At 31.3% G+C, this 13542-nt stretch carries 10 protein-coding genes; 2 read left to right on the forward strand and 8 right to left on the reverse strand.

The features are described from left to right. The first annotated feature begins 33 nt into the window (after nucleotides 1-33). Nucleotides 34-255, forward strand: coding sequence for a DUF6980 family protein (locus tag AN957_RS29250; protein ID WP_425388948.1), 222 nt, complete (start codon nucleotides 34-36; stop codon nucleotides 253-255). 167 nt (nucleotides 256-422) lie between these two features. Here the strand turns inward: AN957_RS29250 and AN957_RS23485 are convergent, their stop codons facing one another. Together AN957_RS23485 and AN957_RS23490 are read right to left on the reverse strand one after the other, a co-directional pair. Next, nucleotides 423-1508 (reverse strand): UvrD-helicase domain-containing protein, encoded by a 1086-nt coding sequence (locus AN957_RS23485; protein ID WP_056686363.1) that lies wholly within the window; start codon nucleotides 1506-1508, stop codon nucleotides 423-425. Next, a complete protein-coding gene (locus tag AN957_RS23490) occupies nucleotides 1495-3093 on the reverse strand; it encodes an ATP-dependent nuclease (RefSeq protein WP_056686364.1) in 1599 nt (532 codons plus the stop codon). Before AN957_RS23490 ends, AN957_RS23485 begins: the two co-directional genes overlap by 14 nt. Nucleotides 3094-3309: 216 nt before the next feature. On the opposite strand from AN957_RS23490, the gene AN957_RS23495 reads away from it, so the two are divergent. Further along, nucleotides 3310-3582, forward strand: coding sequence for a hypothetical protein (locus tag AN957_RS23495; protein WP_056686367.1), 273 nt, complete (start codon nucleotides 3310-3312; stop codon nucleotides 3580-3582). 216 nt (nucleotides 3583-3798) lie between these two features. On the opposite strand, the gene AN957_RS23500 is transcribed toward AN957_RS23495, so the two are convergent. The 6 genes from AN957_RS23500 to AN957_RS23525 all read right to left on the reverse strand — a co-directional run bounded on the left by AN957_RS23500 (nucleotide 3799) and on the right by AN957_RS23525 (nucleotide 13302). Beyond that, on the reverse strand, nucleotides 3799-5049 hold the full coding sequence (locus AN957_RS23500) for a HEPN/Toprim-associated domain-containing protein (RefSeq protein ID WP_056686370.1): 1251 nt from the start codon (nucleotides 5047-5049) through the stop codon (nucleotides 3799-3801). A gap of 52 nt (nucleotides 5050-5101) precedes the next feature. Next, nucleotides 5102-6364, reverse strand: coding sequence for a hypothetical protein (locus AN957_RS23505; protein WP_056686373.1), 1263 nt, complete (start codon nucleotides 6362-6364; stop codon nucleotides 5102-5104). A gap of 706 nt (nucleotides 6365-7070) precedes the next feature. Continuing rightward, a complete protein-coding gene (locus tag AN957_RS23510) occupies nucleotides 7071-8594 on the reverse strand; it encodes a TniQ family protein (RefSeq protein ID WP_056686376.1) in 1524 nt (507 codons plus the stop codon). 40 nt (nucleotides 8595-8634) lie between these two features. Beyond that, entirely contained in the window at nucleotides 8635-9756 is a 1122-nt protein-coding gene (locus AN957_RS23515) for an AAA family ATPase (protein ID WP_056686377.1), read from the reverse strand. Further along, nucleotides 9756-12479, reverse strand: coding sequence for a TnsA endonuclease N-terminal domain-containing protein (locus AN957_RS23520; RefSeq protein WP_075209235.1), 2724 nt, complete (start codon nucleotides 12477-12479; stop codon nucleotides 9756-9758). The genes AN957_RS23515 and AN957_RS23520 overlap by 1 nt, the downstream gene beginning before the upstream one ends. After that, nucleotides 12472-13302, reverse strand: a complete 831-nt coding sequence (locus AN957_RS23525; protein WP_056686378.1) for a Mu transposase C-terminal domain-containing protein — start codon at nucleotides 13300-13302, stop codon at nucleotides 12472-12474. Before AN957_RS23525 ends, AN957_RS23520 begins: the two co-directional genes overlap by 8 nt. Nucleotides 13303-13542 lie beyond the last annotated feature (240 nt).

The raw sequence follows: 13542 nt of genomic DNA on the forward strand, positions 1-13542 counted from the left end.
TATTTCAACTATCTATATCATTTATTGTCCTTGATGTGTACTAAGTGTAATAGCTCGAATAGGAGATTATGGTTGGAGTCTTTAGAAAAATTAGGGTATAGTAATTCGTTTGAGCAAAATATACCCAAAAAACATATATCTGGTGAGTGGTACAAGGATAAAAGTATATATATAAATAATTTTTATGATTTAATGGTTTTTAACTTAACTATTGAACTTCTAACAATATTTCAAGTTTGGGGGCGATGTTTATAGAGAACATCGCCCTAACGCTAACGGGTGTTTTAACACTATAAAAAATAAAATTAAAAAGCCTAAAATATGCAAGTTTTTATAAGAAACTAGCATATTTTGGCTTTTCTGACTTCAAATATTTTCTGCATTTTTCATTTGCCAATTACATCCCTTATTAAGCAAAGATATTAAAAAATATATTCCTGTAGGAACGGATTTAAAACTTTTTTTTCATCAGTAACAAATGTGACACTGTACCTTGCTCTTGTTAATGCAACATAAAATCCAGCCTTAGTTTTACTTACAGCTTCCACATTGCCCGTTTTTAAATATTTATTGATAGGTCCGTTGCATAATATGAGTACCCGGTCAAATGTTAACCCTTTTGATTTTCCAAAATTTAAGGCATGAAGATTATCTAGTGTTTTTGTCACTTTATTATAACGAAGGATTTTTGGTGAATACATCTCTACATAACTTTGAACATCTTTAGTACGGATAAAAAACAAACCATCATGTCCAGTAACGTTATCATTCAAAGAAATTGTTTTCGGCATATCCGGATAGAGTGAATCAGCCATGTCACAAATAAGTTGATTGCTTCTTCGACATTCTTGCCTATATTCTATTAGGCATAATCCTTCTGACTCCCAATTTTTGAATAACTCAAAAATGTGTTCACCTTTAAATCTTTTATTTTTTCTTGCGTTATTAGTGAAATATGTTGCTTGACGATTATCTCCAACCATTATTGTTTTTAAATTGGTGGTAAGCAATAAATACAGTAAATCCAAATCTGGACCTGCAAGATCTTGAATTTCGTCTATCATTATAATATCGTATAATCCTTCTAATCTACTAATAACAGCACCTTTTGATTCCTTATTAACACGACAAATAAAGTCACAAATCTTATCAGTGTAGATACGGTTTCCTGATTTAAAATAGTATCTTTCAATATCGCTTTTTACAATCCATTGGGAAGATTGACCAGAAACAAATTCAATATTTTCGATTCTTTTTTTGTCATATAATACATTTTGATAGGGTCTGACACACTCATGCAATAAGAATGAAAACCAGGTTTGAATCTTTACATTGGTGGGAATATAGCCTAATTCCTGAAAGAATTTCTTTCTAATTTCCTCCGAATTATCGATTGTAAAAGTTGTAATTAAAATACGTTCTTTCCCATTCAGAATAGCTGTTTTTACTAATTCGGTTGTTTTTCCAGACCCAGCTGCAGCAATAATTATTTTATTATTTAATTGCATCTTGTATATACTCCGGTATTTTAAGGTCTTCGTTTGTATCAAAAATCATCATTGCACAGTCGCTCTTATTTTTTTCCATGTATTTCATCATTTCGGATTTACTTTTTTTCTTTGTTCCAAAGATTCTATTTAATAAATCCAGGTCATTATATAGACATATTTGGGGTTCTAATGTTGGATAATCAGTGTTCTTACCATAACAAATCTTAATAGTTGGGTGGTCATCTAAATATGTTATATATTTCTTATTAATGTTTTGCTCAATATCTCCATCATTGTCTGTAACTACCACCACATTTTTTCCTAGCATATCAGCAATTTCAAGAAATCTTTTAAACGAAAGTCCTCTCACGGTTATGACATCAACTCCATGTTCAATCGGCAAACATTTATGCTTAAGTAAATAGGCTTTTTGAACAATTAATTCATCTGATGGACCCTCGACTAAAATAGCTCTTTTTGACAATAAAAGTCTTAACGTATCATAACCTGGAAGTTTTTTAAAATATTCGTATGTATCTTCATTCAACTCTTTTAAATTCATATGTTTTTGTTCATTTAATAAAATCACATTATCCAATCCTAGCTTATTTAGAACATAAGTGCTGTGGGTCGTAACCAGTATTTGTTTTCCCTCACACTTTTTATTTATTTCACTTATTAATTTGCTCATGTTTGTAAAGGACAAGTGGTTTTCCGGTTCTTCGATTAGTATAATTTGAGCTTCTTTTGCCCGTGTTTCTAGTGCAAGTTTCAACTTAACAGCATTTTGTTCCCCTTTACCAATTAAGTCAAAAGGAATATCATCCAAATATGCTGTTAAATTTGATTCCCAGCCATTCTTCTGTGAAATATCTAATGAAACCTTTAGTTCTTTGTCCGATATTTCTCCTGTTTTAAGTGAAAGGTTTTCATTTAAATCCAAAATTGATGGTATTTCCGAGAACCTTTCTTTTAAACTCCTATAGTTTAATGTTAGAGCAACTCGGTCTTTTAGTTCTAGCGTATCGCCAATTACATTTGATACATATCTTGTAGCACCATACATTGCACTGCTTTTCGTTGTATCAATTAATAAACATTTAACCGGAACACTTCTTGATGTGATCTGATTATATGCGAATGAAAACCAATTTACTTTGTAATACTCGACCGGGACGGTTTTAATTTGTTCCCAATCCTTTATGTATTGTTTGTATTCCTCTGCATATTCTTCATCAAACTCAATGGAAAGGCTAATACCACAATAATCTTCTCTTCGTGAATTATTAGTTCCTTTTAAATTAATGGTTTGTTCTGTTTCCTTTAAATAGACTTCAATTAATATCTTTGGTGGTTCAGCGTTCTGACGATTAATTATTTTTGAAATATAATCAGCTACTGCTGCATGATTAAAAATATATGGGTTTAATTCATTGTAAATACTTTTACCATTCAGATTGCCACTCATTGCCAGATTAATAGCTTCAAGTATAGTTGATTTACCCTGTTCATTGTTTCCGACAATAATGTTCATAGATTCTTTAAGTGGCATAAACAGTTCTTGGATTGATTTGAAATTTTTAATTAGAATTTTTTCTATCAATTGCTACACCCCATTAATTTATTAATACCATTTAGTAATCCCGCTTTATATTTAGAAGATTGTTCCAATTAGTAATTATACATTATTTTACTAACTTATCAGATTTTGTTGAAAAATGTAAGAAAAATGACACTAATAGAAATTTTCGAATTGTGAGATTAAAAAATAATTAATAGAATTGGTTATAAAAGAAAATCATGAAAAAGGGGATAGCACATGAAGTTTTCTAATGCTTTTATAGAAATGGATACATATATTCGAACAAATTTACATTCAATCTCATGTAAAGAAATTTTTCAAATCAAAAAAGACTTTTACAGTATTGTTGAAACATTAAGTGGAAGTACAGCAAACCTAACGGGTATTACAGAATTACTAGTTTTTAGAATTCTTTATCATGCCCTAGGGATGACCGCAAAAGTAGAAAATAAATCAGTACGTGATATTAGCAATTTGGATAGGCTACACTTAATTGGACAGAATTTTTAAGGTCAAGTAGACTACAGATAATATATTTGAGGAGAATCTATTCTCTCCAAGTCTAGAGCCCTAAATCTTGTGTGAAATTACCGTTTTTTATTTTTTCCTCACCATCAAAATGCAGTTTTTGATTACTATGCGGTGTAGATGTATTTAAAGAAGGAGTAAAAATAAGCCCATCACTATAAAAAGCGATGAGCTATTATATATTCATACTCTGTAAACTTAATCAAATGCCTTAAATATCATATCAAAGATTTTCTCCATTCCTGACCAATCATGTATTTCTAAATTAGGTAATTTACCTATTTCTATATCATCTAGTAAATCATAATATTTCTTTAGTAAATTTTCCTTATCGACAATTTCTCCTTGATACTGATTCAATGAAGAATTGTACCCTTTCCACTGGATAGGAGTAAAATCATTTTGATTATTCATTAAAATATCTGTCCCCAAATATAATTCGATACTACCTGCTAAACCATTGACATTTGTTTTTATAGTTCCTGTAGGTCCTAATGTAGGATAGTGGTTTGCTATATCTAACTCTGGGTAGTGCAAGATTTTTATATTTGACGGTATCTTAATATTTTTTAGATTTTTTACTGCATCAATAGCAGCAGTATCGTTATCAAAAAGACCAATAACTTTGTTATTAATACCTGAGCCGATAAATCCTTTTAGGTAATTTACAAGTGATGCTGCACTACCAGATGCTTTTGGGGTACTAAAATCCATAAAGGAATAATAATCTAAAACATCCGGATACAATACCTTCATCGTTCTTTTGATTATTGCTATGTCCGAAGATCCTTCTGTTATAATAATGGTCTTCTGATTAGCTAAGGAAGATTTAGATAATAAATCTATTGATTCCTTACTAAGCTCATCAGTTTCATCACAATATCCACCGTCTATAAGGTCAGTATAATCTAAAATAAATTTATCCTCGTCGCTGAATAATTCCAATAGACTTCTAATTATAAATCTTATATCTGATGATTCAAAACCAAAAAATGATTCACCATCAAAATGCTCGTTCAAAATATAGGTTTCTATAGGGCTATTGTTCTTTTTGAAATTACAAAATTTGTCTTTTAATTCATAAATACTGAGCTTATTAAAAATAATACTTTTCATTGCTTTTAGCCAGCTATCAAATGTATATCCAGAAAGCACTTGGTCGTCTATTTGTTCATCTTCATATACCGGTACATTATATTCATAGTCATTATTCGTCATAAAATCATTATGAGAATTGTTTAAGTTAAATCCCATAATATCTAAACGTAACTTGATATTTTTTACTGAATTAACATATCTATAGGAAATAAATTCTTCATTATCTTCGTCAATCCAGTTTTGTATTTGTTTATCTGATTCCCTAAACAAAGTCATGAGTTCGGGATACACATAGCTTTTAGATGAATAAAGCTGAAAGCCATTTACAGTCAATGTAGCATAATGCCCCATTTTTTCACCTAAACCTCCCTCTAAGAATTTACTACTCAAAGATTACCTTAAATTAAACCACTCTATTATCCTCATGTTCTCTAGCAAACCATCTAATTATTTGTTGTGCCAGAATATCTACACATTCAGCAAATTCATGTAGTTGCTCAGCTGGACACTCCATTCCCTTAAAATCATAATTAGTTTTTGCATGGGCAAACATATTTCTGGTCTGACTAATTGCAGAAGCCACTTCTTCTATTGCCTTTTGTTTGACATCTTCTTTACTATCCAGTGTAAGTCGATTTGTTACTTTTAAAAATTGGGGAGCAGAGGGAACAATCTCATGAATATCACAACAAGTTTCAATTGTCAGTTTAATTGCCTGATGGTCTTTTTTATTGTTTCTGTGGTTATCGAATATTTTATTCAATTCTAGAATATATGTAGCATCTGGTGATAGTGCTCTTCGACTAGACAATTTTGTTAGTGTTGATGCAATAAGGTCTTTCTGGATAACACTTTGCGAAACATACTCTATTACTTTTACATAAGTTAGTAATAATATCTCAGCATTTTGGGTGGGTAGAGTAGAATTATATAAATCTATTAATTCACTTATCCCCTTACCTCTTAACAAAGGCCTTAATTTTAGTGGAGTTGATGAGATATCAATTTCGTTTTCATCGTCCTCCCAAGGATCATAATATGGGCGTGGAGATATATGAATTTCCACCTTTAATGTAGACCTAATCTCAAACATATAGGCTTGTACAAGGCTATTGATTATATCATGGTTCAAATCACTTTCGGCACGGATTTCAATAAACATATCATTATAATCAACTGGTGGGGTATATTTGTTATATTTCTTCTCTATCGCTAAAGCTAGACCATAACTTGTTATCCCTTCAACAATATTTATCTCATATTCTTGGTCATCAATTATTTCTGTAAGAGATGTAACATGAGGATTTTCATCAGTTATTCTTGTCAAAACTTCTCTACGAAAGCTATCAATTCGTACTAAAGCTAATTTTTTACCGATGAATCCATATTCATCTACCTTTATGCAATTTTTAGCTTCTCTTGCCATTTCAAGGACTTCTCCTAATGTAAAATTACATTCTTCATAATCCGAACGTGGTAGATACAAATTAAATTCAATTTCATCATTAATAATTATATCCTCGTCTTCATCTTCATCCGCGTAATCATAATCCTCATCAAATACATATCCATGTTCAAAATCATACTCAATCTTGTAATTATTACAAAAAGTCAGTAAGTCCCTAATTTCACTTTCTATGTTTTCTGGTATAAATTTAACGCCCATAAAAATTTCCCCCAATAGATTCCTCTACTAAAACAAACCTTACTGTTCTGATTTTACTTGTTGTCTTGTCATTTTTATTTTACCGCGAGGACGCCACTTTCCGCTTTTAATGTTATTTGCACTGGCCATTCAGGCATGGCCACTAGAACATTCCCACAATAAAAAAGTCCTATTATTTACATATTCTTTTGAAAAGCACCTACCCTTACGCCTCTTAGCAATAGAGTAAAGAGTAGGCAGTTAACATAGACCAAAGTAAGCCAAACCTCATTTTAATGCCTTCAAAAAATCCGAAATCCTTTCCTACCTACTCCTGTTACTCTATTATTTATAGGATGTGCGCCTAATTATGTAAAGTAAATAGAGGAAAACTACATATTTCAACATAATTATACACAATTTCCTTGTATAAATTGACAATTCGGTTAATATAATTAAAAAAAAGGAATTACTTAGGTAGTGTAACGAATTAGGTTTTACTCTATTTATGTATAATCAAGAAAAAATTTCCTAAAAAAATAAAATAAAATAAAGCATAAGATTTCCAAATGGAAATTTTATGCTTTACGTCACAAAAAAATTTGAACTATAATGCCAAACCTTGAATCATATTCTCGCCAATCATTGATATACCAAGTATTGATATGATTCTGGGCTAGTATTGAAAATCTAAGATCCAATTTTTTACAAGAAGGCTTGGAATATTTTATTTTGTAAGAACATCCTTAAATTTATTATAGCCTAATGAAACTAACTGTTCTTTCCAAACCTCTCTATATTCAGGGACTACTAAACAATATGGATGAGATAACTTTTTCCTAATAGCTTTATCACTTGGATAAACACCAACGTTATGCAAGTCAGAAACAATCTCTCTTATTTCACTTTTAATATTTTCAGATTTTAACTTTTGCATCTTAGTTACATAACTTCCATATCGCTCTATCAGTTTCCTTGATAATTCTGGAAAATACTTTTTTATTTTTAATACTGGAATTCCGAATTCTATTGAAAACTGTTGCAAACTTTGAGGATGTTCCATTTCTAAAGCAGCCAAAAGAAAACCCTTAATCTTTTCTCTTTCACGTTCGTTTGATTCTCTTTTTTGTTTTAGTTTGGCATTATTAATTTCCTCACACAAATCTGGAAAATTCCTCTTTGCTGTTTGAATATTAAACCCTTTTTCATCGCAGAGTTTATGAAGACTTTTATAATAATTCTTCTTTATTTCTTTCATTAATTCGTTTTCTATTTCATCTCGAGTTAGTCTTCTACGTTTCATAATAATGGGCTTTTCTATATTTACATCCAACTGTTCAATTAAACTAGTACCAAACATTTCATAGATTGATTGGTTTGTCTTATTGAAGATCTTGTACAAAGAATCAATCGAGGGCTTTCCTTTGTTATTAATCCACTTTCTCATTATAACTTTTTCAAGGCCAAAGAAATTAGCAAATTCACTGATACTTTTGAAATTGTTATCTTTTATAGCTTTTTTTAATATTAATCCTATTCGTAAATTTGTAGGAATATTGTTTAAATGTATGGCATTTGCAATTAATGGTTTAAAGGAATTCAATAAGAATTCCTGATACTTCCGATTATTAATAGTGACATTTTGACTTTCGTACCCTAGCCAACTTAAACAATACTGGCAATAACCAGCAAAAAAGTTGTTATGCAAGAAACCCAAATTTCTCCCACATTTCGGACAGCTATCTTCTAAGTTTACTTGATGTTTATCACACAATTTAATGTCTTTAATATACCAAATTAGAGGTTCATAAATTTCATTTTCTTTGTTTTTTGCTTCCTCTAAACAATTTGGACACCATTTCCTCGATTCTCCTATGACACTATTGGAAAATAGACCAGACCATGAATTCATTGTTAGATATATTAAATCGTTTCTAGTCGTCAAAGCTTCTAATGCAGAGACATATTCCAGACTAATTGGACTGTTACCATTAATATACTTAGTTTTCGGTCCTATTGAGCCTTTAATAAAATCCCTTTTCCTACTTTGAGTATTGATATAAGGAGTAAAAGTTTTGCATACTAATGTTGCTATATTCAAATTATGACATTCTGCTAACCTAGAAATATAACTGGTTAAACTCTCTACATTGGGAGTTCCCAAGCCAATGGGCTCTATGTTATACAATTTACTTCTTGGAGGTATATTAATATCGTCCAAATCAAAGTCATTATAATTAACCGGAAACATATTTAACCCCCACTTTACAATCTTGGGACTAATTATTTATTTAAAAATCAGTCCCAGTCTTGTCCCTTTTTGGTTTTCTCTCTCCTGGTCTCTTATTAGTATTCTTTTTCGGTTTTTCTTCCTCATCTTCTTGATCCAAATTCAACCAAGCTTCGAGCTTCCCTTCCTTTTCGTCCCTTTTTACCGTTAGGTTATTTTCTCCTGTTGTAATTTCTAATGCCATTATGTATGCTTGATCAATTGTTGGTTCAAATTTTTTAAAATCGTTGACCATTAAAGTCTTCGTGTCCTCATTAAATTTCATCTTATAATGAAAGGTATCGTACAACCAATCCCTAAGAGTACCGATACATCCAATAGTGTGTTTATAAAAATACTTCCATTCATCTATAAGATTAGGTTCTTGGTGCAAAGGAAACGCCTTTTGAAAAAACCAAAGAACATTTTTGAAAGCATCTATTTCATCTTTGTTTTCCGAATTATACCTTGGAAAATGAATATCTTTAGTTCTTCTTCCTAATTGACCATTTATATTTCTAAAACTTAGTAGCTCATAAGTTCCAAACAAAATTATTGGGACCCCAAATTTGGATGCTAATGATTTTATTGCATCCATATGATTTCTTAATCCTTTTGAACTCCCTACTTTAGTCATATGTTGAGCTTCGTCAATTAAAATAACTTTTACTTTTCGACATTTAATCGCATTCTCCAAGGACTTGCGTAACTTTCTCTTTGTTTTTTCGTTTGGATTATTTGATACTTCTAATCCAAGCTCATTTAAAGGCAATCTCTTTTCATCAATTAAAATGTCTTTAAGTTCTTCTAATGCCTCAGTATAAAAATTAATCCAATCAAACTTACCATCTTCATTGGCGAATGCTTCCACGGCTAAAACTGGAATCAATCCTTTATCTTTTATCATTTCCTCATGGTATCTTCCTAGAAATTCGTTTTTTACTTTTTTAAATAATGTTGATTTACCTACTCCACTCGGACCATAGACCAATAAGACTTTACCATTATCCGCAACTTCAATTTTATCCATTAAGTCTGTATAAGCATTAACTAAAGTTGGATGAGCAACACTTTTATTTTTAAAATAATTGATTCTTTCTTCGATCGATTGGAATAATATTTCTTTTGGAAAATTCTTATCCATTAGAAAAACTCCTCATACATTACAAATCGTGGGCTTTCTTCCGTTTTATTAAGTTCAGTTTTATTCTGTGTAGTAACTTTCTTATGATTAGAAGTATGTTTTTCATCTTCATAATCCTTATAGATATTAGTTTTCGAATATTTGTTTTTACCTCCATCAATAACTCTTAATGACCTCCTAAGGGCTTCATCTTTCAGCCTTTGAGTTTCCAATAGTTCATGCGATTCGGCGTTAACCAAGAACTTTGCTAATTCTGAAGCTGAAACTCCATTAATTTTTTCTTTCTTTGTTTGTGACTTTCTCTTCCTTATTTCTGCAGTAGCAAGTTTTATTTCTTTCTCTGACTTTCCTTCGAACTCTAATTCATATTGCGAATGAAGTGTTACCCAGTAATTCCCAACATAAGCATATGCCTTACTATAATCGAATGGGTCATACCGTACAGGAATTTGTTTTCCCTCAACTGATGGATTTTTCAACTCATACGAATTATAATAGCAGTTATTAATCTTAACTCCCGGTCCAGGTTGAACTTTAGCAGTCCCTTTTGTAGTTGTTGGCAGGGTAAGCATCTCAAAGTTTGTATCATATCTAATATATGTTTGTTTTCTTTCACCAGTTTTTCTTATATTTTGTTGGTAAGCATCACGTGGACTTTGGTTAAGAGTGGTGTGAGGTTGTTGATCATAAATCTCATAAAACCATTGATACAAATATTCATATAATACCTCTAGAGTCCAGATAGCTAAGTTACGTGGGTCAAAATCTTTTGTCATTTGACGAACTAATTTGGATAATTGTGTGTTACCAGCTAAAGTGTTAATAAACATAGTATTAGTTGTGCCAAACAATCTCTCACAAACAGATCCAAACTTAGGTTTAGCACCGGGTCTTGTTTTTTTATGACAATCGTTGCTTGCTAGCAAAGTATCAAAATAAACACTTTGGAAATCCTTTCCTCCATCTACTACAAGAGTCTTTGGAAGTCGAGAGTACTTCTTAACGCATTCCCTTATCGTATTCATACAGGTCCTATATGAAGGGGGATCGAAGGTTAAATAAAATGCTAACACTCTTCTTGAATAAGCATCTATTAATAAAGTTAACCATGGTTTCCCCAATTTTTTCTTAGTCTTTGAACATATAAGTTGAATGTCAAGTTCAGTATGATCTATATGTGCAATTTCAAATGGTCTGGTTCCATGTCTAGGTGTCGAAAGGGACAATTCCCAATAAAAAGGCTCTTTATCATAAGCTGCTTTAGGTCCTCTACGATTTTTATCTTGCTCGTAACTAGGGCGGTTTTCGATTCTCTTAAAGAAAGTTTTGTTGCTTGGAGGGTCAAACCCTTTTTCAATACACTCATTTCTAAATGAAATGTAAACTGAAGATTTATTTCGTTGTTTTTTATTCTCATATACTTCCGTTACATACCTATCCATTAATTGAATCACATCGCCACTTAATCGCTCTGTTTTATTCCCTTTTTTATGATTTTCCGGAATAAAGCCATAAAAGCCTTTTCCGTATTTTTTTTCGGCTTTAATGAATTTTTGTTTCCAACTTCTTAAAGTCCTTAGTGGAACATCTACAAACTCGCCCTCCCTGTGAAGTTTATACTTATAGTACTTCTCATTAGCTTCCGCCAGAGTTTCTGGACTTGCTGATCTAATAATATCCATTAAATCTGACTCTTCATATCTTGTTGAACTTTCATTATCCAAGGATTTAATACTACCCATCTTAATTAACTCTTCGAAAGCGTTTAATGGTAATGGAATAATTTTTTCTGTTTCATCTAGAAGAGAGATTTCTGTATCTCCCACATTAATCACTGTCCATAGATTTCCACTCCAAAGAATCTTCTTACCAACTTCCACATTCACCAAGTTGTCGATATTTCCGTTTCCTTTGTTGCTTTTTGATTCTTCAGCGTTAAATATAGCATTGGCAATTTCTTTATTAGAATACACAGGAAATTTGTCGAAATTTATGACAAGAAAACGCTCGAGATCTACATAAATTTCCCCCAGTATCATTAGTTTATAAATATCATCCACATTAAATGTAGCATCATTTATTGATAACAAATCAGCTAAGGTTGTATTTGGTGTTGATTGAACAAAATTATGAATAATGTTTCGACTTGTTAAAGAAACCGTAGGATTTTCTTCTAAAAGATAATCTTCTAAAAAGCGGATATTATTTTGTAGGTTCCAGTTAATTTCTTTTGAAGATCGAACTCTAAAAGATAGACCCTTTTTCTTCGCAAATTCCTCAGCAGGTGGACATCTCCACTGTCCATTTTCATCTAGGCAATATCGTTCTGGTGATTCTTCAATCATCCTGGATAGCTCTTTTTCCGTTTTCCACTCTTCCCAACCTATAAAGTCCTCTGAAATAACAAAAAAATCAGCTGTGTATCTATGACCCCTATTTTTACCATTCTTCATATAATTAATAGTAAAACTTTCAGGTTGATCATAAAATTCATAAACGTTTTTATCAAACTCCATTAAATAGATTCCACATAGTTCAAGTGTGTGACTCTCGAATTGTATGGTTAGCCCCATCTTTTTACTTGAGTAAAATCCCCTAACATTTCCCTTTCCGCTTCGAACTCTTCGAGATGGTTCTGAATTTCTGATACTGCTATTGATATAATTTTTCGTGTCATCAGTAATCCCTTTTTTATAGCAAAACAAATCAAAATCTTTAATCATGTATGTTGATACTCCTCATTTTTATGCTATTAGTTTTTTCTGTTTCATAACCTAAAAGCTTAAGCTTCTTCCAACTATCATTTATGCAAACAAATGCAATATCAATATTTAGAGGATCAAATTTAACGAAAACCGTTTCCATTTTAAATATTGGTTGGATAAAATCATTAGCCCAATAAAATAAATTATTTATTTTTATTCCCCTTCCAGGAATAACCCTTCGTTTAACTATCGGAAGAGGAAGGAGTTGGAATTCCTCATCATAATTTATGTTTCTTTTTCGAAAATCATCTAGTTTATGAAATAGATCCCTTGGACTAGTTCCTAATTCAGGTTGATGCATTGTGTCATAAACTTCATATAACAACAGAGACAGCGATTTTTTTAAATTGTCGGCTAACCATAAAGACTGTTCTTGTTTGTGAGATTTTAAGAAATTATTTATAATTCGAAATAAATTTTCTGTGTTAAAAATACTTTTAACAATCATTGGATACTTAATAAGTGTGCATCCTAATTCAATCCAGGTACTGTGGAATTGGACACTTTTAAACTCTTTTCCTCCACTTAATATTATAGAAGTAGGTAGTGTGGAATGCTTATTAACACACTCCCTAATAACCATTGAGTTAGTTACATTATTCGGTGGATCGATAGAGAAATAAAAAGCTAATACTCTTTTTGAGAAGTCATCGACTAATATTGTTAACCAAGGCCTCCCCAATGGAAGTTTCTTGTTTATACTGTAAATTTGGATATCAAGGCAAGTGTGAATAATAATTGCATTTTCAAATGGTTTTGATGATTTAATGTTATTCATCATACATATAACCCCTTTTTTAATTCAATCCAATATTCCTGTAATGTTTTCTCTTTAAGTAATCCGTTCCCTAAAATTTCTTCTGCTGCTTGGATAAACACCTTGATTTACTAGGGAATAGAAAGCTTCACTAAGCTGATTAATCTCATTTTCTTTGAAGGGTAGACACCAAATACATTTTTCGCCTACTCCCAACCTTTCGATTTGGTTCTAAATGTGAATAACTTCAATTTTTTGTATAGC

The organism is Cytobacillus solani (assembly GCF_001420595.1).
Lineage (GTDB): Bacteria > Bacillota > Bacilli > Bacillales > Cytobacillaceae > Cytobacillus > Cytobacillus solani.

Bases quoted from the DNA above. Each gene is read 5' to 3' on its own strand.
- AN957_RS23505 (WP_056686373.1), bottom strand. From the start codon at position 6,364: ATGGGCGTTAAATTTATACCAGAAAACATAGAAAGTGAAATTAGGGAC.
- AN957_RS29250 (WP_425388948.1), top strand. From the start codon at position 34: ATGTGTACTAAGTGTAATAGCTCGAATAGGAGATTATGGTTGGAGTCT.
- AN957_RS23510 (WP_056686376.1), bottom strand. From the start codon at position 8,594: ATGTTTCCGGTTAATTATAATGACTTTGATTTGGACGATATTAATATA.
- AN957_RS23500 (WP_056686370.1), bottom strand. From the start codon at position 5,049: ATGGGGCATTATGCTACATTGACTGTAAATGGCTTTCAGCTTTATTCA.
- AN957_RS23525 (WP_056686378.1), bottom strand. From the start codon at position 13,302: ATGATGAATAACATTAAATCATCAAAACCATTTGAAAATGCAATTATT.
- AN957_RS23520 (WP_075209235.1), bottom strand. From the start codon at position 12,479: ATGATTAAAGATTTTGATTTGTTTTGCTATAAAAAAGGGATTACTGAT.
- AN957_RS23495 (WP_056686367.1), top strand. From the start codon at position 3,310: ATGAAGTTTTCTAATGCTTTTATAGAAATGGATACATATATTCGAACA.
- AN957_RS23485 (WP_056686363.1), bottom strand. From the start codon at position 1,508: ATGCAATTAAATAATAAAATAATTATTGCTGCAGCTGGGTCTGGAAAA.
- AN957_RS23515 (WP_056686377.1), bottom strand. From the start codon at position 9,756: ATGGATAAGAATTTTCCAAAAGAAATATTATTCCAATCGATCGAAGAA.